17 protein-coding genes are annotated in these 20786 nt (G+C 71.0%); 8 read left to right on the top strand and 9 right to left on the bottom strand.

Going from position 1 to position 20786, the window contains the following annotated elements; genetic code table 11:
* Window positions 1–36: 36 nt before the first annotated feature.
* Genes ACTWJ8_RS01890 through ACTWJ8_RS01900 form a run of 3 tightly spaced genes read right to left on the bottom strand, consistent with a single transcriptional unit; the run spans window position 37 to window position 3641 of the window.
* Window positions 37–1023 (bottom strand): ABC transporter permease, encoded by a 987-nt coding sequence (locus ACTWJ8_RS01890; RefSeq protein WP_356381824.1) that lies wholly within the window; start codon window positions 1021–1023, stop codon window positions 37–39.
* Entirely contained in the window at window positions 1016–2071 is a 1056-nt protein-coding gene (locus ACTWJ8_RS01895; RefSeq protein ID WP_356381821.1) for an ABC transporter permease, read from the bottom strand. The genes ACTWJ8_RS01890 and ACTWJ8_RS01895 overlap by 8 nt, the downstream gene beginning before the upstream one ends.
* A gap of 58 nt (window positions 2072–2129) precedes the next feature.
* Entirely contained in the window at window positions 2130–3641 is a 1512-nt protein-coding gene (locus ACTWJ8_RS01900) for a sugar ABC transporter ATP-binding protein (protein ID WP_443262532.1), read from the bottom strand.
* A gap of 260 nt (window positions 3642–3901) precedes the next feature.
* Between ACTWJ8_RS01900 and rhaI the strand changes: the two genes are divergently transcribed.
* The 7 genes from rhaI to ACTWJ8_RS01935 all read left to right on the top strand — a co-directional run bounded on the left by rhaI (window position 3902) and on the right by ACTWJ8_RS01935 (window position 13475).
* The gene (gene rhaI, locus ACTWJ8_RS01905) at window positions 3902–5068 is read left to right on the top strand and encodes an L-rhamnose isomerase (protein WP_443262533.1); all 1167 of its coding nucleotides are present in this window, start codon (window positions 3902–3904) and stop codon (window positions 5066–5068) included.
* Between the two features lie 52 nt (window positions 5069–5120).
* Window positions 5121–7160 (top strand): bifunctional aldolase/short-chain dehydrogenase, encoded by a 2040-nt coding sequence (locus ACTWJ8_RS01910; RefSeq protein WP_443262535.1) that lies wholly within the window; start codon window positions 5121–5123, stop codon window positions 7158–7160.
* 640 nt (window positions 7161–7800) lie between these two features.
* Window positions 7801–9246: a rhamnulokinase gene (locus ACTWJ8_RS01915; protein ID WP_443262536.1), complete on the top strand. Its 1446-nt coding sequence runs from the start codon at window positions 7801–7803 to the stop codon at window positions 9244–9246.
* Window positions 9247–9361: 115 nt separating this feature from the next.
* Window positions 9362–10135 carry a (Fe-S)-binding protein gene (locus ACTWJ8_RS01920; RefSeq protein ID WP_443262537.1) on the top strand — a complete coding sequence of 258 codons (774 nt, stop codon included), beginning with the start codon at window positions 9362–9364 and terminating at the stop codon, window positions 10133–10135.
* On the top strand, window positions 10132–11610 hold the full coding sequence (locus tag ACTWJ8_RS01925; RefSeq protein WP_443262539.1) for a LutB/LldF family L-lactate oxidation iron-sulfur protein: 1479 nt from the start codon (window positions 10132–10134) through the stop codon (window positions 11608–11610). Before ACTWJ8_RS01920 ends, ACTWJ8_RS01925 begins: the two co-directional genes overlap by 4 nt.
* A complete protein-coding gene (locus ACTWJ8_RS01930) occupies window positions 11607–12245 on the top strand; it encodes a LutC/YkgG family protein (protein WP_443262540.1) in 639 nt (212 codons plus the stop codon). The genes ACTWJ8_RS01925 and ACTWJ8_RS01930 overlap by 4 nt, the downstream gene beginning before the upstream one ends.
* A 66-nt stretch (window positions 12246–12311) precedes the next feature.
* Window positions 12312–13475, top strand: a complete 1164-nt coding sequence (locus ACTWJ8_RS01935; protein ID WP_443262541.1) for an ABC transporter ATP-binding protein — start codon at window positions 12312–12314, stop codon at window positions 13473–13475.
* Between the two features lie 31 nt (window positions 13476–13506).
* Here the strand turns inward: ACTWJ8_RS01935 and ACTWJ8_RS01940 are convergent, their stop codons facing one another.
* From ACTWJ8_RS01940 to ACTWJ8_RS01955, 4 genes are all read right to left on the bottom strand, one after another.
* Complete coding sequence (locus ACTWJ8_RS01940) at window positions 13507–14679, bottom strand: NAD(P)/FAD-dependent oxidoreductase (protein WP_443262542.1); 1173 nt, start codon at window positions 14677–14679, stop codon at window positions 13507–13509.
* Window positions 14680–14766: 87 nt separating this feature from the next.
* Window positions 14767–15720 (bottom strand): ABC transporter substrate-binding protein, encoded by a 954-nt coding sequence (locus ACTWJ8_RS01945; protein ID WP_443262543.1) that lies wholly within the window; start codon window positions 15718–15720, stop codon window positions 14767–14769.
* Window positions 15720–16394, bottom strand: a complete 675-nt coding sequence (locus tag ACTWJ8_RS01950; RefSeq protein ID WP_356381789.1) for an ABC transporter permease — start codon at window positions 16392–16394, stop codon at window positions 15720–15722. The genes ACTWJ8_RS01945 and ACTWJ8_RS01950 overlap by 1 nt, the downstream gene beginning before the upstream one ends.
* Window positions 16391–17095, bottom strand: coding sequence for an ABC transporter permease (locus ACTWJ8_RS01955; RefSeq protein ID WP_443262544.1), 705 nt, complete (start codon window positions 17093–17095; stop codon window positions 16391–16393). The genes ACTWJ8_RS01950 and ACTWJ8_RS01955 overlap by 4 nt, the downstream gene beginning before the upstream one ends.
* 121 nt (window positions 17096–17216) lie before the next feature.
* Here ACTWJ8_RS01955 and ACTWJ8_RS01960 point away from each other — a divergent pair, with 121 nt between their 5' ends.
* Window positions 17217–18182: a pirin family protein gene (locus ACTWJ8_RS01960; RefSeq protein ID WP_443262545.1), complete on the top strand. Its 966-nt coding sequence runs from the start codon at window positions 17217–17219 to the stop codon at window positions 18180–18182.
* Between the two features lie 40 nt (window positions 18183–18222).
* Here ACTWJ8_RS01960 and ACTWJ8_RS01965 read toward each other — a convergent pair whose 3' ends face one another.
* Both ACTWJ8_RS01965 and ACTWJ8_RS01970 read right to left on the bottom strand, forming a co-directional pair.
* Window positions 18223–19137, bottom strand: a complete 915-nt coding sequence (locus ACTWJ8_RS01965; protein WP_443262546.1) for a GNAT family N-acetyltransferase — start codon at window positions 19135–19137, stop codon at window positions 18223–18225.
* A 175-nt stretch (window positions 19138–19312) separates the two neighbouring features.
* Entirely contained in the window at window positions 19313–20158 is an 846-nt protein-coding gene (locus tag ACTWJ8_RS01970) for an aldose epimerase family protein (protein WP_443262547.1), read from the bottom strand.
* Window positions 20159–20786 lie beyond the last annotated feature (628 nt).

Consider the following 20786-nt stretch of genomic DNA (forward strand, 5'->3'; position numbering starts at 1 on the left):
CGTGGAAGGGGCGGGGGTGGTCGAAGGGGGTGTCGCCTAGGTGGTGGCCGTCGCCGTGCGTTTGCGGGACCTGGCCTGCGCGATCTGGCGGCCGACGCGCGGCGCGAGCACGGAGATGACCAGCAGGACGCCGGTGACGACGATCTGGGACTGCGCGGAGACGTTGAGCAGGCTCATCACGTTCTGGAGCGAGCCGAGCAGGAACACACCGGCGATGGCGCCGCCGAGGGTGCCCTTGCCGCCGTCGAAGTCGATGCCGCCGAGCAGCACGGCGGCGATGACGGAGAGTTCGAGCCCGGTGGCGTTGTCGTAGCGGGCGCTCGCGTAGTGCAGGGCCCAGAAGACGCCGGTGAGCGCGGACAGCAGCCCGGTCGTCACGAACATCGACAGCTTGAGCCGCTTGACGCGCACCCCGGCGAACCGCGCCGCCTCTTCGTTCGCGCCGATCGCGAAGAGCGAGCGGCCGAAGCGGGTGGCGTGCAGGACGACGATGGCGATGGCGAGGAGGACGGCGAAGGGCAGCGCGGCGTACGGGATGAAGGTGTCGCCGATCCGGTTCGCGCCGAAGTCGAGGTACTGGGCCGGGAAGTCGGTCACCGAGTCGGAGCCGAGGACGATCTGGGCGATGCCGCGGTAGGCGGCCATGGTGCCGATGGTGACGGCGAGGGAGGGCAGGCCGAGGCGGGTGACGAGCAGCCCGTTGATCAGTCCGCAGACGACGCCGAGCAGCAGGCACAGCGGGATGATCGTCTCGATGGCCATGCCGTTGTTCCACAGCGCCCCCATCACGGCGCCGGACAGGCCGACCGTGGAGCCGACCGACAGGTCGACCTCGCCGGAGATGACCAGCATCGTCATCGGCAGGGCGATGATCGCGATGGGCAGGGTGTTGCCGATCAGGAACGACAGGTTGAGCGCGTTGCCGAAGTTGTCGACGAAGGCGAAGGAGCAGAGCAGCAGGACGACGAGCAGCGCGCCGACGGCGGTGTCCCACCGCACCGAGTGCTTCAACGAATCAGGCATGGCGGGCGCTCCTCATCTGTGCGGCCTGCTTGCGCAGCACGGCGGCGACGCGCAGCGCGACGATCCGGTCGACGGCGATGGCGAGCAGCAGCAGGATCCCGTTGATGGCGGTGACCCAGACGGAGCTGACGCCGATGGCGGGCAGCACGCTGTTGATGGAGGTCAGCAGCAGGGCGCCGAGGGCCGCGCCGTACACGGTGCCGGCGCCTCCGGTGAAGGCGACGCCGCCGACGACGACGGCGCTGACGACGGTGAGTTCGTAGCCGTTTCCGGTGCCGGAGTCGACGTTGCCGAAGCGCGCCAGGTAGAGGGCGCCGGCGAGTCCGGCGAGCGCGCCGCACAGCACGTACGCGGTCATGATCCGCTTGCGGACGGGGATGCCGGCGAGGTTCGCGGCCTCGGGGCTGGAGCCGAGGGCGTACATCTCGCGGCCGCTGCGGTAGCTGCGCAGGTAGTAGCCGACGCAGAGCAGGACGGCGACGGCGAGGATCGCCAGGTAGGGCACGATCCAGATGCCGTCGTGCCCGAAGTCGACGAAGCCGTCGGGCAGGTCGGCGGCGACGATCTGCTGCGAGCCGACCCAGATGGAGTCGATGCCGCGCACCACGTACAGCGTGCCGAGGGTGACGACCAGGGCGGGCACCTTGCCGAGGCTGACGAGGGCGCCGTTGAGGATGCCGAAGACGGTGCCGATGGCGACGGCGTAGACGACGGCGATCAGTGAGTTGCCGCCGCTCTGGAGGTAGTCACCGGCGGCGAAGGCGGAGATGCCGAGCACGGAGCCGACGGACAGGTCGACGTTGCGGGTGATGACGACGACGGCCTGTCCCGTGGCGACGAGGACGAGGATGGTGGCGTTGAGGAAGAGGTCCTTGACGCCCTGCTGGGACAGGAACTCGGTGTTGGAGACCTGGGTGGCGAGCAGCATCGCCACGAGGACGGCGGCGACGGCGAGTTCGCGGGCCTTGAACACCTTGTCGAGCAGTCGGCGCCCCGCGGTCGGCGGCGGCGCCGCGTCCTCGCGCACGGGCGGTGCGGTCACGGTCATGCGGTGCTCCTTGCGGTGCGGGCCGCGGGGGCGGGGGCGGGCCCGGGGGTCTGGGGGTTCACGCCGCCCTCCCGGTGGCCGCCGCCATCACGGACTCCTCGTTCGCCTCGGCGCGCGACAGCTCGGCGGAGAGCCGGCCCTCGTGCATCACCAGCACCCGGTCGGCCATGCCGAGGATCTCGGGCAGGTCGGAGGAGATCATCAGGACGGCGACGCCCTCGGCGGCGAGCGAGGACAGCAGGCGGTGCACCTCGGCCTTGGTGCCGACGTCGATGCCGCGCGTGGGCTCGTCGACGATGAGCACCTGCGGTCCGGTGGCGAGCCACTTGGCGAGGACGACCTTCTGCTGGTTGCCGCCGGACAGGGTGCCGACGACGTCGGCGAGGCGCGCGTACTTGACCTGGAGTTTCACGGACCAGTCGAGGGAGCGGCTGCGCTCGGCCCTGCGGTTCATGAGGCCCGCGCGCGAGGTGTCGGCGAAGCCGGTGAGGCCGATGTTGCGCTCGATGGACATGTCCATCACGAGGCCCTGGGCCCTGCGGTCCTCGGGTACGAGGGCGAGGCCCGCGTGCATGGCGAGGCTCGGGGCGCCGGGCTTGAGCTTCCGCCCGAGCACCTCCACCTCGCCGCCGTCGAAGCGGTCGACGCCGAAGACGGCGCGGGCCACCTCGCTGCGGCCCGCGCCGACGAGTCCGGCGAGGCCGACGATCTCGCCCCGCCTGACCTCGAAGGACACATCGGTGAAGACGCCCTCGCGGGTGAGCCGGCTGACCTTGAGGGCAACCTCGCCCAGCTCGGTGTCCTGCTTGGGGTACAGCTCGTCGAGGTCGCGACCGACCATGCGGCGCACGAGGTCGTCCTCGCTGAGCCCTTCCACGGGCTCACTGGCCACCCACGCGCCGTCGCGCAGGGTGGTGACCCGCTGGCACAGCTCGAAGATCTCCTCGAGGCGGTGCGAGATGAACAGAACGGCGGCGCCCTGCTCGCGCAGGGTGCGCACGACGCCGAAGAGGCGGGCGACCTCGCTGCCGGTGAGCGCGGCGGTCGGCTCGTCCATGATCAGTACGCGGGCGTCGAAGGAGAGCGCCTTGGCGATCTCGACGAGCTGCTGGTCGGCGATGGACAGTCCGCGGGCGGGCTGGTCCGGGTCGAGGTCGACGCCGAGCCGCTTGAACAGCGCCGCGGTGGCCTCCTTCACCGAGGCGTGGTCGACGCGGCCGAAGGACCGGCGCGGCTGGCGGCCCATGAAGATGTTCTCGGCGATCGACAGGTCGGGGAACAGCGTCGGCTCCTGGTAGATGACCGCGACTCCGGCGTCGCGGGCGTCGGCGGGGCCGTGGAACTCGACCGGGGATCCGTCGAGCAGCACCGTCCCGGTGTCCGGGCGGTGCACCCCGGCGAGGGTCTTGATGAGCGTCGACTTTCCGGCGCCGTTCTCGCCCGCCAGGGCGTGCGCCTCGCCGGCGTGCAGGCTCAGGGACACCCCTCGCAGGGCGCGCACGGCGCCGAAGGACTTGCTCACCCCCTCCAGGGCGAGCACCGGAGTGATCTCCGGTTCAGGTGGCGTCATGACAGGTCTCCAGGGGTCGAAGGGCACCCGACGTGAAATGTTTCAGTGAAACGTTCCGGAAGCTAGCCACGCCCCACGGGAGAGGTCAAGGGGTCTGAACGCCCCGAGTACATCGACGTACGACACGATTCCGTAACGCGACGCAGCCGTGTTCAACCCCTTGACGCACCTCCAGGCGGGGACTAGCTTCGCCTGCGTAATGAATCGATTCACAGACGATTCATCCGACGGCTCGCAGACCCGTGTACTCAGAGGTGGACATGCCTGACATCGCTGCCGTGAAGGCCGCACTCGCCAACCAGCGGATCGAGACGCCGTCCTGGGGCTACGGCAACTCCGGCACCCGGTTCAAGGTGTTCGCCCAGGCCGGTGTGCCCCGCACGCCCCACGAGAAGCTGGACGACGCGGCGAAGGTGCACGAGTTCACCGGCATCGCCCCGAAGGTGGCGCTGCACATCCCGTGGGACAAGGTCGACGACTACGCCGCCCTGGCCGCCTACGCCAAGGAGCGCGGTGTCGAGCTGGGCACCATCAACTCGAACACCTTCCAGGACGACGACTACAAGCTCGGCAGCGTGTGTCACCCCGACGCGGCGGTGCGCCGCAAGGCCGTCGACCACCTCTTGGAGTGCGTCGACATCATGGACGCGACGGGCTCCAAGGACCTGAAGATCTGGCTCGCCGACGGCACCAACTACCCCGGCCAGGACGACATCGTCGCGCGCCAGGACCGGCTCGCCGAGGCCCTCGCCACCGTCTACGAACGGCTCGGCGACGACCAGCGCCTCCTCCTGGAGTACAAGTTCTTCGAGCCGGCCTTCTACACGACGGACGTGCCGGACTGGGGCACCTCGTACATGCAGTGCATGAAGCTGGGCGACAAGGCACAGGTCGTCGTCGACACCGGCCACCACGCGCCGGGCACGAACATCGAGTTCATCGTCGCGCTGCTGCTGCGCGAGAAGAAGCTCGGCGGCTTCGACTTCAACTCCCGCTTCTACGCGGACGACGACCTGATGGTGGGCGCCGCCGACCCGTTCCAGCTCTTCCGGATCCTGCACGAGGTCGCGAAGAACGGCGGCTTCGACCCGGCGACGAACGTGGCGTTCATGCTCGACCAGTGCCACAACATCGAGGCGAAGATCCCCGCCGTCATCCGCTCCGTGATGAACGTGCAGGAGGCCACCGCGAAGGCGCTGCTCGTCGACCGGGACGCGCTGACCGCCGCGCAGTCCGCGGGCGACGTTCTCACCGCCAACTCCGTGATCATGGACGCGTACAACACGGACGTGCGGCCGCTGCTCGCCGAGTGGCGCGAGGAGCGCGGGCTGGCCGCGAACCCGGTCTCCGCCTATGCGGAGTCCGGGTGGCAGGAGCGGATCGCGGCCGAGCGGGTCGGCGGGGAGCAGGCGGGGTGGGGCGCGTAACCGTCATCCCGCACTCCCCCGAACCCACCCCCTCAGGAACTTAGGACCTTTCATGGCTACGCACCCTCAGGTCGCCGCCCTCATCGACCGCTCGAACCGGCTCGGCGCCGACCCCCGCAACACCAACTACGCCGGCGGCAATACCTCCGCCAAGGGCACCGAGACCGACCCCGTCACCGGCGGCGACGTCGAGCTGATGTGGGTCAAGGGCTCCGGCGGCGACCTGGGCACGCTCAAGGAGTCCGGGCTCGCGGTCCTGCGCGTGGACCGGCTCAAGGCGCTCACCGAGGTGTACCCGGGCGTGGAGCGCGAGGACGAGATGGTCGCCGCGTTCGACTACTGTCTGCACGGCAAGGGCGGCGCCGCGCCGTCCATCGACACGGCCATGCACGGCCTGGTGGACGCGGCGCACGTCGACCACCTGCACCCGGACTCCGGCATCGCGCTGGCCTGCGCCGCCGACGGGGAGAAGCTCACCGCCGAGTGCTTCGGCGAGAAGGTCGTGTGGGTGCCGTGGCGGCGCCCCGGCTTCCAGCTCGGCCTGGACATCGCCGCGATCAAGGCCGCCAACCCGGAGGCCATCGGCTGCGTCCTCGGCGGCCACGGCATCACGGCGTGGGGCGACACGGCCGAGGAGTGCGAGGCCAACTCGCTGTTCATCATCCGCACCGCCGAGACGTTCCTCGCCGAGCGCGGCAAGGCCGAGCCCTTCGGTCCCGTCATCGAGGGCTACGCTGCGTTGGGCGCGGCCGAGCGCAGGGCACGGGCCGCCGAACTCGCCCCGCTGATCCGGGGGCTCGCCTCCACGGACCGCCCGCAGGTCGGCCACTTCGACGACTCGGGCCCGGTCCTCGACTTCCTGGCATCGGCCGAGCACCCGCGGCTCGCTGCCCTCGGCACGTCCTGCCCCGACCATTTCCTTCGTACGAAGGTCCGCCCGCTCGTCCTCGACCTGCCGCCCACGGCCGAACTCGACGCCGTCGCCGCGCGGTTGAAGGAGCTGCACGCCGAGTACCGCGAGGAGTACGCGGCGTACTACGAGCGGCACGCGACGCCCGAGTCCCCCGCGATGCGGGGCGCGGACCCGGCGATCGTGCTCGTGCCGGGTGTCGGCATGTTCTCGTTCGGCAAGGACAAGCAGACGGCGCGGGTCGCCGGCGAGTTCTACCTCAACGCGATCAACGTGATGCGGGGCGCCGAGGCCGTCTCGACGTACGCGCCGATCGAGGAGTCCGAGAAGTTCCGTATCGAGTACTGGGCGTTGGAGGAGGCCAAGCTCCAGCGCATGCCGAAGCCGAAGCCGCTCGCGACGCGGGTGGCGCTCGTGACGGGCGCCGGGTCCGGCATCGGCAAGGCGATCGCGCACCGGCTCGTCGCCGAGGGCGCGTGTGTCGTGGTCGCGGACCTCAACGCGGACGGCGCGGCGGCGGTCGCCGAGGAGTTGGGCGGTCCCGACAAGGCGGTCGCGGTGACCGTCGACGTCACGTCTGAGGAGCAGATCGCGGAGGCGTTCAAGGCGGCGGCGCTGGCCTTCGGCGGCGTCGACCTGGTCGTCAACAACGCGGGCATCTCCATCTCCAAGCCGCTGCTCGAGACCACCGCCAAGGACTGGGACCTCCAGCACGACATCATGGCGCGCGGCTCGTTCCTCGTCTCGCGGGAGGCGGCGCGGGTGATGCGGGCGCAGGGCATGGGCGGTGACATCGTCTACATCGCCTCCAAGAACGCGGTGTTCGCCGGTCCGAACAACGTGGCGTACTCGGCGACCAAGGCGGACCAGGCCCACCAGGTGCGGCTGCTCGCGGCCGAGCTCGGCGAGGACGGCATCCGGGTCAACGGGGTCAACCCCGACGGGGTCGTGCGCGGGTCCGGGATCTTCGCCGGGGGCTGGGGGGCGAAGCGCGCCGCGGTGTACGGGGTGGAGGAGGAGAAGCTGGGCGAGTTCTACGCGCAGCGGACGCTTCTGAAGCGGGAGGTGCTGCCGGAGCACGTGGCCAACGCGGTCTTCGCGCTGACCGGGGGCGACCTCACGCACACGACGGGGCTGCATGTTCCGGTCGACGCGGGCGTCGCGGCGGCGTTCCTCCGCTGAGCCCTCCGGGCGGACCCATCCGTCGGGCCTCGCCCACGGGTGGGCGGGGTCGGCTCGGTGGACGGGGCCCCGTGGCCCCGTCTGCCCGCAGGGGCTCCGCCGTCGCCGGCCGGCGTGGCTCTCTGCCGCCCCGTCCGGCTCGCCCACCCGCACGGGGCTCTGCCCCGGGCCCCACTGCCCAATCGCCGCAGGGGCTCCACATGCGGGCTCTGCTCGTCGACTTGTCCGTCTCTCTCCCCCTCTGTCCATCCCCCTCCCGCCGCCTATCTCCCACCCACCCGCCCCCTCCAGGGGCTTCGGCCTCCCGGGGCGCGCCCGAACCACCACGGCTCCCGGCCCGTGGCCACTCACCACTCACCGCCTCGGGCAAGTCGCCGCCGGTACGCCACCGCGCCCCCACGGTCACCCCGCCGCCTTGGGCAGGCTGCTGCCAGGGGCGGCAGGGTGGGCAAGGCGGCGCCCCGGTGCCGCCCAATAAGACGGACGGCGTCAACAACGAGCGGGGTCCGGGGCCTGCCCCGGTTTGGGACGGGAAGGGGCGGCGGGGGCGATCCAACTCCCCACCACCCACCAGACCGCACGCCACCACCCGCACCGCACCATCCGCCCCACCCCACCGCACACACCAAAGGCCACCCTCATGCCCACCACCCCCTACGCCGCGATAGACCTGGGCGCCTCCAGCGGCCGGGTCATGACGGCCCACGTCACCCGGGACACCCTCGCCCTCACGGAGGCCCACCGCTTCCCGAACACCCCGGTCCGCACCCCGGACGGCCTCCACTGGGACATCCTCGGCCTGTACGCCGGCATCATCGAAGGCCTCCGCCGCACCGGCCCGATCCGCTCGATCGGCATCGACAGCTGGGCCGTCGACTACGGCCTCCTCGACGCGGACGGCGCCCTTCTCGGCAACCCGTACCACTACCGCGACACCCGCACGGACCACATCGCCGAGAAGCTGTGGGCGACGGTCCCCCCGCAGGAGCTGTACGCGGCCACCGGCCTCCAGTACGTCCCGTTCAACACGATCTACCAGCTGACCGCCGCCCGCGACACCGCCCAACTCAACGCCGCCCGCCGCCTCCTGATGATCCCCGACCTCCTCGCGTACTGGCTGACGGGTCAGCAGGGCACGGAGCTCACCAACGCCTCCACCACCCAGCTCATCGACCCCCGCACCCGCGACTGGTCCCACGACATCGCCGCCCGCGCCGGCATCGACGTGAACCTCTTCGCCCCGCTCCGCCACCCCGGCGACCCTGCGGGCGAACTCCTCCCCCACGTCCTGGACGCGACAGGCCTCACCGGCCCCGTCCCGGTCACCACCGTCGCCTCCCACGACACCGCGTCGGCCGTGGCGGCCGTCCCGGCGACCGAGGAGAACTTCGCGTACATCTGCACCGGCACCTGGTCCCTCGCGGGCCTCGAACTCGACGCTCCCGTCCTCACCGAGGAGAGCCGCACCGCGAACTTCACGAACGAGCTGGGCATCGACGGCACGGTCCGATACCTCCGCAACATCATGGGCCTGTGGCTTCTCCAGGAGTGTCAACGCGCCTGGAACGAACCGGACTTGACCGGCCTCCTCGACGACGCCGCGAAAGCGGCCCCCCTGCGATCCGTCGTCGACGCCAGCGATCCCGTCTTCCTGCCGCCCGACGGCATGCCGGAACGGATCGCCGCCGCCTGCCGCGACACCGGCCAGCCCGAGCCCCGCACCCGCGCTGAGACCACTCGCTGCATCCTCGACTCGCTCGCCCTCGCCCACCGCCGCGCCGTCGAGGACGCCGCCCGCCTCGCCGACCGCCCGGTCGACGTCGTGCACATCGTCGGCGGCGGCGCACGCGGCGCGCTCCTGTGCCAGCTCACGGCCGACGCCTGCGGGCTCCCTGTCGTGGCGGGACCCGCGGAGGGCGCCGCGCTGGGCAACGTACTCGTTCAGGCGCGGGCCGACGGCGTCGTCGGCGACGACCGGGCCGCGATGCGCCGCCTCGTCGCCGACACCCAGCCGCTGGCGCGCTACGAACCGCGCGGCGACCGGGCGGCATGGGACGCGGCGGCGGCGCGTGTGCACACCCCGTGACCCGCACCCGTACACGTCGTACGCTGCATCCGTCCGATGATCACTCACCGGCCGACGTACCGACCGAATCCGACCGGCCGCGCCAACCGAACCCGACCGACCGAAGGGGCCCCCGATGCGTGTCGCGCTCTTCCTGACCTGTGTCAACGACACGCTGTACCCGGACACGGGCCGCGCCGTCGTGAAGCTCCTGAACCGGCTCGGCGTGGAGGTCGACTTCCCCGCCGCGCAGACCTGCTGCGGCCAGCCGCACTACAACACCGGCTACCGCCGGGAGGCCGAGCCGCTGGCCACCCACTACGCCGACACGTTCGGCCCCGGTCTCGCCTCGGGTGATTACGACGCAATCATCACGCCGTCCGGCTCGTGCGCGGCGATGGTCCGCGAGCTGTACCCGCGGATGGGCGAGCGCGCGGAGGCGGAGGGCCGCGGCACGGCCCTCGCCACCACCCTCGCGCCCGTGGTTCCGAAGACGTACGAGTTGACCGAGTTCCTGGTCGACGTGCTGAAGGTGACCGACGTCGGCGCTTACTACCCGCACACGGTGACGTACCACCCCACCTGCCACGGCCTGCGCTCCCTCGGCCTCGGCGAGCGACCCACCCAACTCCTCAGCAAGGTCAAGGGACTTGAGCTGGTGGAGCTGCCGGGAGCGACCGAGTGCTGCGGCTTCGGCGGCACCTTCGCCGTGAAGAACGCGGACGTGTCGACGGCGATGGGTACGGACAAGGTCCGCAACGCCGAGTCGACGGGCGCGGACGTGCTGTGCGCGGCCGACAACTCCTGCCTGATGCACATCGGCGGCACCATGTCGCGCCTGAAGGTCGGCATGCGCCCGGTCCACATCGCCGAGATCCTGGCCAGCACCGAAGAGGAGCCCCTGGTATGAGCGGCACGTTCGTGGGGATGCCGGCCTTCCCGAAGGCCGCGCACGACGCCGTACGGAACACCACCCTGCGCACCAATCTGAAGCACGCCACGCACACCATCCGTGACAAGCGGGCCCGCGCCGTCTCCGAGCTGGACGACTGGGCGCTGCTGCGCCAGGCCGGCAAGGAGATCAAGGACCACACACTCGCCCACCTGGAGCACTACCTCGTCCAGTTGGAGGAGTCGGTCACGGCGGCGGGCGGCACCGTGCACTGGGCGCGCGACGCCGACGAGGCCAACCGGATCGTCACGGACCTCGTCAAGGAGACCGGCGAGTCGGAGGTCGTCAAGGTCAAGTCGATGGCGACGCAGGAGATCGGGCTCAACGAACACCTCGAGGCCGAGGGCATCAGCGCCTACGAGACCGACCTCGCCGAGCTGATCGTGCAGCTCGGCCACGACAGGCCCTCGCACATCCTGGTCCCGGCCATCCACCGCAACCGCGGCGAGATCCGTGACATCTTCGAGAAGGAGATGGGGAGTTGGGGCCGACCGGCCCCCGACGACCTCACCGACACGCCCGCCGAGCTCGCCGAGGCGGCCCGGCTGCACCTGCGGGAGAAGTTCCTGCGCGCCAAGGTCGGCATCTCCGGCGCCAACTTCATGGTCGCCGAGACCGGCACCCTCGTGGTCGTCGAGTCCGAGGGCAACGGCCGCATGTGCCTGACCCTGCCCGAGACACTGATCTCGGTCGTCGGCATCGAGAAGATCGTGCCGACCTGGCAGGACCTCGAGGTGTTCCTCCAGACGCTGCCGCGCTCGTCGACGGCCGAGCGCATGAACCCGTACACCTCGACCTGGACGGGCACCACCGACTCCGACGGCCCGAAGACCTTCCACCTGGTCCTCATCGACAACGGCCGCACCGACACCCTCGCCGACGAGGTGGGCCGCCAGGCGCTGCGCTGCATCCGCTGCTCGGCATGTCTCAACGTCTGCCCGGTGTACGAGCGGGCGGGCGGCCACGCGTACGGCTCGGTGTACCCCGGTCCGATCGGCGCCATCCTCAGTCCGCAGCTGCGCGGCACGGGCAGCGACATCGACGCCTCCCTGCCGTACGCGTCGTCGCTGTGCGGCGCCTGCTACGAGGTGTGTCCCGTCGCCATCGACATCCCCGAGGTCCTCGTGCACCTGCGCGAGCGGGTCGTCGCGGGCGGCCCGGCCACCCGTCAGGGCAACAAGGTCATGCTCCGCCCCGCCAAGGGCCACGCCGCGGAACGCGCCGCGATGCGCGCGGCGACCTGGGCGTTCACCCACCCTGCCGCCCTCGCGACCGGGCAGCGCCTGGCGTCCCGCACCCGCCGCTTCCATCCGCGTACGGTGCCGGGACCCGGCAAGGCGTGGACGGCGACGCGCGACCTGCCCAAGGTGCCCGCGGAACCGTTCCGCGACTGGTGGAAGCGTACGAACGGCGGAAAGGACACCACGAAGTGAGCAGCAGGGACGTGATCCTGGGCCGGGTACGGCGCGCGCTCGGCGGCCCCGTCGACGCCCCGGAGTCGTACGACGTCGACCGCGGCTATCTGCGTGAGCACGGCAACCGGACGACCGAGGAGACGGTCGAGCTGTTGGCGGAGAACCTGGCGGACTACCGGGCGATCGTCCACTGCGCGACGAGCGAGGAGCTTCCCGCGACCGTGGCCCGGCTGCTGTCCGAGCACGGTTCGCGGTCGGTGGCGGTGCCGCCCGGGCTGCCCGAGGCGTGGCTGGCAGGCACGGAGGTGACACGGGTCCCGGACAGTGACACGGACACCCCGGCCGAACTCGACCGGGTCGACAGCGTCGTCACCGCCTGCGCCGTGGCGATCGCCGAGACCGGCACCATCGTGCTCGACGGCTCCCCCGACCAGGGCCGCCGCCGCATCACCCTCGTGCCGGACCACCACATCTGCGTCGTCCGGGTCCCCGACCAGGTCGTCTCTTCGGTCCCGCAGGCCCTCGGACGGCTCGACCCGACGCGCCCGCTGACCTGGATCTCGGGCCCCTCCGCGACCAGCGACATCGAACTCGACCGGGTCGAGGGCGTGCACGGCCCCCGCACCCTGGAGGTCGTGCTGGTGGCGGCGTGACGAGCGGCGACCTGATGGGCGGCGGCTGAAGGGCGGCGGTGAAGGGGCGCGGCTAGCGTGGGTGGCATGATCCGGTTCGACCATGTCACCAAGCGGTACCCGGACGGCACGACGGCCGTGGACGACCTCTCGTTCGAGGTGGACGAGGGCGAACTGGTCACGCTCGTCGGCCCGTCCGGCTGCGGCAAGACCACCACGATGATGATGGTGAACCGGCTGATCGAGCCGACGTCGGGTCACATCCACGTGGACGGCGAGGACATCTCCACCGTCGACCCGGTGCGGCTGCGCCGCCGTATCGGCTACGTCATCCAGCAGGTCGGCCTCTTCCCGCACCGCACGATCCTCGACAACACGGCGACCGTGCCCGCACTGATCGGCTGGAAGAAGGCGAAGGCCAGGGCGCGGGCCGCCGAGCTGCTCGAACTGGTGGGGCTCGACCCGAAGACGTTCGGGAGCCGTTATCCGGAGCAGCTGTCGGGCGGCCAGCGCCAGCGCGTCGGCGTCGCCCGCGCGCTCGCCGCCGACCCTCCGGTGCTCCTGATGGACGAGCCGTTCGGGGCGGTCGACCCGGTGGTGCGCGAGCAGTTGCAGGACGAGTTCCTGAAGATGCAGGCGGCCGTGCGCAAGACGGTCCTGCTGGTCACGCACGACATCGAGGAGGCGGTCCGGCTCGGCGACCGGATCGCGGTGTACGGGCAGGGCCGCATCGAGCAGTACGACACGCCGGGCGCGGTGCTCGGCTCGCCGGCCACGCCGTACGTCGCCGAGTTCGTCGGCGCGGACCGCGGTCTGAAGCGCCTGTCGGTGACGGAGATCGAGCCGGACGACCTGGAGCAGCCCTCGGTGGTGCGCTTCGACGAGTCGCCCTCGCGGGCCACCGCACGGATGCGGGAGGCAGGGGCACGCTGGGCGGTGGTCCTCGACGAGGGCGGTGACCTGCACGGCTGGGTGGGCGTGGACGAGGCGTCGCTCGCCGGGGCGGACGGCCGGGTGGGCGATCTGGCGCACCGGATGAACGCGTGGGTGCCGGTCGGCGCCCCGCTCAAGCAGGCGTTCGGGGTGATGCTCCAGCACGACGCGGGCTGGGTGGCGGTGTTGGACGGTGCGCGTTTCCTCGGGGTGCTGACCCCGGCGAAGCTGCACGAGGCGCTGCGGCGCTCGGTGGACGCGGACGCGCAGGGTGTGGGGCGTGACGAGGTGGAGTTCGACTCGGTGGCGGACGCGTGAGCGAGCCGACCCGCCTCGCGTAACCCTAACCCTAAAGTTGACCTTCAGAGTTCCCGTCTCCCCGACCGGCCCGCCGGTTCATCGCCCGCAGATTCTCGTCCTGTACGTCGCCGTCGACGGCCCGCTCCGGCCGGTACGCGGCCAGTTCCTGCGCCCGCCGCCCGCCCGTGATCTCCTGCGCGGCGAGCCGCCCGAGCACGGGCGCGAGCGTCACCGCGCTGTGCGACACCAGGTGGTAGAGCCCGGGAGCCGTCTCTGCCTCGCCGACCAGTGGCAGCCCGTCCAGCGGCACGGGCCGTACGCCGATGCGCGCGGCGGCGATACGGGCCCCGCCCATGCCGGGCACGACGGTGCGGCCGCGCCGATGCAGTTCCTGCGGCAGCCCGTCCGCCGCTGTCCCCGTCAGGCGCGCGTCGACCTCCCAGGACAGGGCGAGCACGCCACCGTCCGTCGTGGGCCGCAGGTCGATGCCGGGCGCGGAGAGGATCGCGGTGAGCGGCTGTTCGGCAAGGGGCGCGCTCTCGGCGACGAGGCCCGGCACGTGCCGCAGCGGCAGCCGCGCCCCGGCGAGCACGGCGATCTGGTCGGCCGCAGGACCCGCGCAGTTCACGACGGTGTCGGCGCCCCAGCGGCGCTCCCCCGCCTCCACGCCGACGACGCGCGCCCCGCTGCGCAGCAGGCCGGTGACGCGGGTGCCGTAGTGGGTGCGGGCGCCTAGCCTGACGGCCGCGTCGAGGAGGGCGTGCACGAGGCGCGGCGCGTCGAACCAGGCGGTGCCGGTGTGCACGACGACCTCGTCCGCGGCGCAGGCCGTCGGGTCGACGGCGGGGGCGAGTTCGCGCAGCACGGAGGCCGGTTCGGTGCGGCAGTCGTGGCCCCATTTCCGTACGCGGGTGGCGCGTTCGTGCAGGGCGCGCTGCGCGTCGTCGTTGTCGGCCCACTGCACGATGGGCGCCGGGTGCCGCCACTGCGGCCCGTCGAGTTCCTCGGCGAGGGCGCGGTGCCCGTCGGAGCCCTGCCGGTTGAGCCGGTAGTAGGCGTGCGGGGTCTTCAGGTGGGTGACGTCGGCGGAGAACGTGGCGCCCGAGGTCCCTGACGCGGGACCGGCCTCCTCCAGGACGACGACGTCGGTTCCGGCGCGGGCGAGGTGGTAGGCGACGCAGGCGCCCAGCACGCCCGCTCCGACGACGACGGCTCGATTCATGGGGCTTCCTGTACGTGTCCCGAAGGCTGTCGGGAAGGTCTCGATCGGTCAGGTCCCGATTGCCCGCCGCGCCGCGGTGCACACCTGTCAGCCGTTGTCGCGCAGCAGCCCCTTGTCCTCCAGGTAGGTGCGGGCGACGTCCTCGGGGAGTCGGCGCCAGCTGTCGACCTGCTGATTCATGGAGGCGAGGTCCTCGGTGGTGAGCACGGAGTTGAGGGCGCCGAGCGCCTTGGCGACCTTGGCGTTGCCCGCCTGGGAGCGGTTGACGACGGGCACGAGGTAGTCGGCGTTCTGGAGCTTCTTGTCGTCGTCGAGCAGCACGAGCCCGAATTCGCCGATGGTGGCGTCGGTGGTCGTGGTGAGCACCATCTGGTCCTGCCCGTTCTTGACCGCGTTCTTCGCCTGGGTGGTGCCGACGCCCTTGGGGTCGATGCCGGTGACGTCGATGCCGTAGACCTTCTCAAGACCGGGCTGGCAGTACGGCCGCTGCACGCATTCGTCGCCGGCCGCGAGCCGCACCTTGAGCCCGGATTCGCCGAGGTCGCTGAGCGTTTTGAGCCGGTGCTTCCGCGCGTAGGCCTCGGTGACGGCGAACGCGTTCTGGTCGACGGCCTTCCCCGCGTCGAGTACGTCGAGGCCGCGCGGCGCCGCGAGAGCGCGCAGGGACTTCATGGTGGCGTCGAGGTCGGGCGAGCCGACGGGCTCGGCGTCGGCGCCGTTCTTCTTGGCGTTGAGCCAGTCCGCGAAGGTGGCGGCGTACTCCGGCACGACATCGATCTGTCCGGATTCGAGGGCGGGCTCGTACAGCTCCCGGTTGCCGACGGACAGCAGCTCGGTGCCGTATCCGGCCTGCTTGAGCAGCAGCGCGTACATGTTGGCGAGCAGGTCGCTCTCGGTGAAGCCGGCGGAGCCGATGACGAGGTGCTTGCTGTCGCCGGGCGGCGCGGTCACCTCGCCGCGCTCCTCGAGCGAGGGCCCACTGGCACACCCGCTGACGAGCAGCGCCACGCCCGCCAGCAGTGCGGCCACCTTGCGCGGCATCACGCCCTCCTCCCTCGCAGCCGCCCGGGCCCGAACCGTTCAAGCAGCTCGAACAGCCCCTCGACGATCAGCGCGAACACGGCCACGAGCACGGCTCCCGCGACCACCTGCGGTGTGCTGGCGAGGTTGAACCCGGCGGTGATGATGCGGCCGAGCCCGCCGCCCCCGGCGATGGCGGCGATGGTGGCGGTGGCGACGAGCTGCACGGCGGCGATCCGCACCCCGTTGAGGATCATCGGCAGCGCGAGCGGCGCCTCGACCCGCAGCAGCATCTGCCGCCCGGTCATCCCCATGCCCCTGGCGGCCCGCACGACCTCCCGGTCGACGCCGCGCATCCCCACGTACGCGTTGGTGAGCAGCGGCGGCACGGCGAAGAGCACGAGGGCGACGACCGTGGGCCCTTCGCTGTACTGCCCGAGCGGAGTGAGCAGCAACAGCACCAGCACGGCGAAGGTGGGCACGGCCCGCCCCACGTTGGCGACATTGACAGCGAGCGCACCGCCCTTGCCGAGATGCCCCAGCACAAGCGCAACAGGCAGCGCAATCAGACAACTAATAACAAGACACACGACAGTGAGGGTCACGTGCTGGGCGAGCCGGTGCCAGACGCCGTTGTCGCCGGCCCAGTGGGCGGAGTCGGCGAGCCAGTTCCAGGAGTCGGAGAGCAGCTTCACGCGCGACTCGCTCTCGTCCAGGGAGTGAGGACCCGCCCAATGCCGAGCAGCACGACATCAGCAAGCAACGCGATCACGACGCACAACACAGATGCGGTGAGAACCTGCGCCTTGAAGTAGGTGTTCATGCCGCTGTAGATCAGATTGCCGAGCCCGCCGTAGCCGACGATGGCGCCGACGGTGACGAGCGAGACGGCGGACACGGTGGCGATGCGCAGCCCCGCGAGAGCGGCGGGCAGCGCGAGCGGAAGCTCGACGGTGAGCAGCAGCCGGATCGGCCCGTACCCCATGCCGCGGGCGGCCTGCCGAGTCTCCTCTGGCACGGACCGCAGCCCGGCGAGAATGTTCCGCACGAGCAGCGTCAACGAATACAACACAAGCCCCGCAATAACGAGCGTGGCCGACAGCCCATAAACGGGCAGCAACAACGAGAACATGGCGAGCGACGGAATCGTGTAGAGCACGGTGGTCAGCGCCAGCACCGGCCCGGCGGCCCACCCCCAACGCCGCGCGAACAGCGCCAGCGGCACGGCGATGACGACGGCGATCGCCACCGCGACCAGGGTGATCTCCAGATGCTGCACCGTGGCATCGACGAGCATGTGCCGACGCGTGCTCAGGTACTCGCCGCAGATCCAGTCGTTGCGGGCGAGACAGTCGTCGGGCGGCGCGGAGCCGGGCCCACCGTTCACGAGGCGCACCCGACCATTCCAGTGGCAGCCGCCCGGCTCGGCGCGCCGGGTGACCCGTACGGGCGTCGCACCCGCGTTCCCCGTCCCGCACACCTGACGTCGGCGCGGCGCCGGGGCTAGGGTCTGCGTCATGAGCAACCTTGACCGCGAAGCGGTGCCCTCGGTGTGCGGCGGACGCGGCTTCGTGGTCGCGGAGCCGGTACGTGAACTCCTCAGCCCGCGCCATGTCCGGCTCGGCGAGTCGACGGAAGTGCGCCGGCTGCTGCCGAACCTGGGGCGCCGCATGGTGGGGGCGTGGGCGTTCGTCGACCACTACGGTCCCGACGACATCGCGGACGAGCCGGGGATGCAGGTGCCGCCGCACCCGCACATGGGCCTCCAGACGGTGAGCTGGCTGCACGAGGGCGAGGTGCTCCACCGGGACTCGACGGGGAGCCTCCAGACGATCCGCCCGCGCGAGCTGGGCCTCATGACATCCGGCCGAGCCATCTCCCACTCCGAGGAAAGCCCCAAGTCGCACGCCCGTTTCCTGCACGGCGCGCAGCTGTGGGTGGCGCTGCCCGACTCCCACCGGCACGTGGACCCGCACTTCGAGCACCACGGGGCGCTGCCGACGGTGACGGCGCCCGGCCTCACCGGAACCGTCATCCTCGGCTCCCTCGACGGCGCGACCTCCCCCGGGACGACGTACACGCCGATCGTGGGCGCGGACCTGGCCCTCGCCCGCGGCACGGAGACCCGCCTCCCCCTCAACCCGGACTTCGAGTACGCGGTCCTCGCCATGTCCGGCGAGTCCCACGTCGACGACGTCCCGCTCGTCCCCGGCTCCATGCTCTACCTCGGCTGCGGCCGCACGGAACTCCCCCTGCGGGCGGGGTCGGACGCGGGCCTGATGCTCCTTGGCGGCGAGCCGTTCGAGGAGGAACTGATCATGTTCTGGAACTTCATCGGCCGCACCCAGGAAGAGATCAAGCAGGCCCGGGAGGACTGGATGACGGGGTCCCGGTTCGGCGAGGTGAAGGGGTACGACGGGGGGCGGCTGGATGCGCCGGAGCTGCCGGACGTACCGCTGAAGCCGCGGGGGCGGGTGCGCTGAGCGGCACTTTCAGCGCACGATCCGGCGGGGGCATCGGCACTTAGCCCCGCAGTTCCTTCCGAAAGACTGTTGAGCTGTGCCTGACCGTCATACCCACCCTCAGATAAAGATCGAGGGCACCGGTGTCGGAGTGGGTCCAGAGAGTGCAGGAGTGTCGTCCTGCCTGGTGAAAGGCATGGAAGACGTGGCTCAACAGGAGGCGCGCGATGCCCCGACCTCGCTGATCCTGGCGCACCGCGATCTGCTCGACATAGCCCTCGCCCGACTCGCACATGTCCAAGCACAGCACCGCGCCGACGAGTTGCCCCTCGCGGAAGGCGAGCGGCGACAGATCGCCGGCGAAGGTGGGCCGGTTGACAGTGTGCTCCGCCCACTCCGCATAGGACTGGCGCCGCTCTTGCCACTCGTCGAACGCGTCCTGCACCAGTAGGTGTACGGCGGGCTCGTCCCCACCGCGCAGCGGACGGACCACGATTCCGGACGGCGTATCAGGCACCGAAGGCTCGTCCGACACGGGGAACTCCAGCAACCACTCTGTGACCAGAGGGGCATAGCCCCGCGAGCGCACCAGCGCAACGGTTCCGGTGTCGCTGTCCGGGACGGTCTGCACGATCCCCTTGCTGCCCGCCTCAAGAGCCCGTTCCCCCGCCCAGTCCAGCAGCGCAGCCCCCAGGCCACGTCCACGGTGGTCCGGATGCACGGCGACTTCGGAATACCGGTTCACCCAGGCCCACGCGGCAAGTCGACCGGACTCATCACGGACGAGCACGGTGTCTGACTCCGGGTCAAGACCGGGTCGGGCGAAGACGGCCGCGACAGCCCCGGCATCGGTCTGCCGCCCGCTGTCCGCCTCCCGCGCGCTGTCCGCAACCAACGCGTGGATCGCTCCGACCTCGTCGGCAGTCGCAGGTTGTGAACGGTAGCCGGGCGGCAGCCTGGGAGCGAGAAGGGGCACGACGAGACCGTAGTGCGGCGTCGATCACCCGTCCAGCACTCCTTTCACACAACTGAAGGATCCAGGCCTTGTTCGTTTGCGATCCGACGCCGACCGAACGCTGTGCCCGTCGAGTTGGGCCGCGCTTCTCCACCGCACCCTGGGTTGCAGGCTCCTTAACAACATTCACGGCAGGTCAGTCGTCGCTACCGACAGTGATTGAATACGCGAACGAGCGCGCCCTGCCGGGCGGGAGTACATGCATGCCGGGACGGCCCACGAGTTCACCGGTGTAGCCCTTCGGGGAGGGTAACCCACCCCATGGTTCGACGCAGAGCAGGTCGGAGCCGGGCGACCACACGGCCAGTTGCGTAAAGCCTTCGAGCAGGCGAATCGTCAGTTCGGGCGCGCCCTGTGCCCGCAGCGCAAGGGTGCGGCTCTCGAGCACGTCGAATACCACGGCACCGTCGGCGAACAACCCAGGGGTGAGGCGTAGTTGCCGGCCGTGGACGGGCGTGGGGTACGTCTCGGGTCGGAGTAGTACGCCGGTGACCCGGCGCACCGGGGCGGGTTCCGGCGCGTCGAAGTGCAGGACGTGCTCGACCCGTTGCGCTCCGGGCAGCGGCCACGAGAAGGCCGTGTGCACGCCGAGGGCGTACGGCAGCGGATCCGGCCCCGGGTTGGTGACCTCGTAGCGAGCGGTCACCGTGTCATAGGTCGTTTCGTGGACGACTTCCAACCGGAAGGCGAACGGGTAGGCAGCACGCGTTTCGGCGTCGTCGACGAGCACGTGCCCCGTCTCGGTCCGGGCGAACGTGCGCTCCCGGGCAAATCCGTGCTTCGGCATCGGGAACGTGACGCCGTGCACCTGGATCTCGTCGCGCACTCCGCGACCGATCACGGGGAACAACACCGGCGCACTCCACGGCCACAACAGCCCTGCCTGCCACAGCAGTTCAACTCCGTCCTGCGTCCTCAGAGACACAAGTTCCGCACCCCGGTCGTCGACAATCGCTTGCACCTTCCGACGCGCACCGGTCATGTGCTGTCACCTTCCGTTGGGGATGATCCGTTTCGTGGCGGCACCTGAGACACCCGTTGGGCCCCGGACGCCGCCGGCGTCACGCGCCGGGGGCGACCACAGCATTGCGCTGCCGCCCCAGCCCGGCGATCTCGATGTCGACCGTGTCGCCGGGCCTGAGAGCCGCCTCGCTCACCGTGATGTGCGAGTCCCTCACCGACGCGGAAGTCCTCGCAACGGCCGCGTATGCCCGCGGAGTTGAGGCGCAGGCACGGCTGGATCGGCTCCCCGGTGTCAGGGCCTTCGCGATCACGACGTCCGGCGCGACATGGACGACATACGGCCTGACTCCCTGCGCTCCATAACCGGCCGGCCCGCGGAGGGGCCACACATCCCGCACTCGGGCCGGCGCCGGCCCTGGGCCGGTGTCGCCGCCAGCGGCAACCTGAAAGCGACCGGACTGAACCGCCATTGAGCCGAACAGGGGGGGGCACTGGATCAACTCGGGATTCGGCTGCCTTCCCGCCCACCGCCTTGACCCGGCGTTACTGCCGTGCCGGGCGTGAAATCGCGGCCGAGAGTCGCGTCGACGACAGCCCGCTCCCACGGTTCTCTCACCGGGCCGGGCCGCCCCCGCGGGGAACCGGTG

Origin of the sequence: Streptomyces sp. SDT5-1, from assembly GCF_052245995.1 — a bacterium.
Taxonomy (GTDB): Bacteria; Actinomycetota; Actinomycetes; order Streptomycetales; family Streptomycetaceae; genus Streptomyces.

Bases quoted from the DNA above. Each gene is read 5' to 3' on its own strand.
- ACTWJ8_RS01890 (WP_356381824.1), bottom strand. From the start codon at position 1,023: ATGCCTGATTCGTTGAAGCACTCGGTGCGGTGGGACACCGCCGTCGGC.
- ACTWJ8_RS01895 (WP_356381821.1), bottom strand. From the start codon at position 2,071: ATGACCGTGACCGCACCGCCCGTGCGCGAGGACGCGGCGCCGCCGCCG.
- ACTWJ8_RS01900 (WP_443262532.1), bottom strand. From the start codon at position 3,641: ATGACGCCACCTGAACCGGAGATCACTCCGGTGCTCGCCCTGGAGGGG.
- rhaI (WP_443262533.1), top strand. From the start codon at position 3,902: ATGCCTGACATCGCTGCCGTGAAGGCCGCACTCGCCAACCAGCGGATC.
- ACTWJ8_RS01910 (WP_443262535.1), top strand. From the start codon at position 5,121: ATGGCTACGCACCCTCAGGTCGCCGCCCTCATCGACCGCTCGAACCGG.
- ACTWJ8_RS01915 (WP_443262536.1), top strand. From the start codon at position 7,801: ATGCCCACCACCCCCTACGCCGCGATAGACCTGGGCGCCTCCAGCGGC.
- ACTWJ8_RS01920 (WP_443262537.1), top strand. From the start codon at position 9,362: ATGCGTGTCGCGCTCTTCCTGACCTGTGTCAACGACACGCTGTACCCG.
- ACTWJ8_RS01925 (WP_443262539.1), top strand. From the start codon at position 10,132: ATGAGCGGCACGTTCGTGGGGATGCCGGCCTTCCCGAAGGCCGCGCAC.
- ACTWJ8_RS01935 (WP_443262541.1), top strand. From the start codon at position 12,312: ATGATCCGGTTCGACCATGTCACCAAGCGGTACCCGGACGGCACGACG.
- ACTWJ8_RS01940 (WP_443262542.1), bottom strand. From the start codon at position 14,679: ATGAATCGAGCCGTCGTCGTCGGAGCGGGCGTGCTGGGCGCCTGCGTC.
- ACTWJ8_RS01945 (WP_443262543.1), bottom strand. From the start codon at position 15,720: ATGCCGCGCAAGGTGGCCGCACTGCTGGCGGGCGTGGCGCTGCTCGTC.
- ACTWJ8_RS01960 (WP_443262545.1), top strand. From the start codon at position 17,217: ATGAGCAACCTTGACCGCGAAGCGGTGCCCTCGGTGTGCGGCGGACGC.
- ACTWJ8_RS01970 (WP_443262547.1), bottom strand. From the start codon at position 20,158: ATGACCGGTGCGCGTCGGAAGGTGCAAGCGATTGTCGACGACCGGGGT.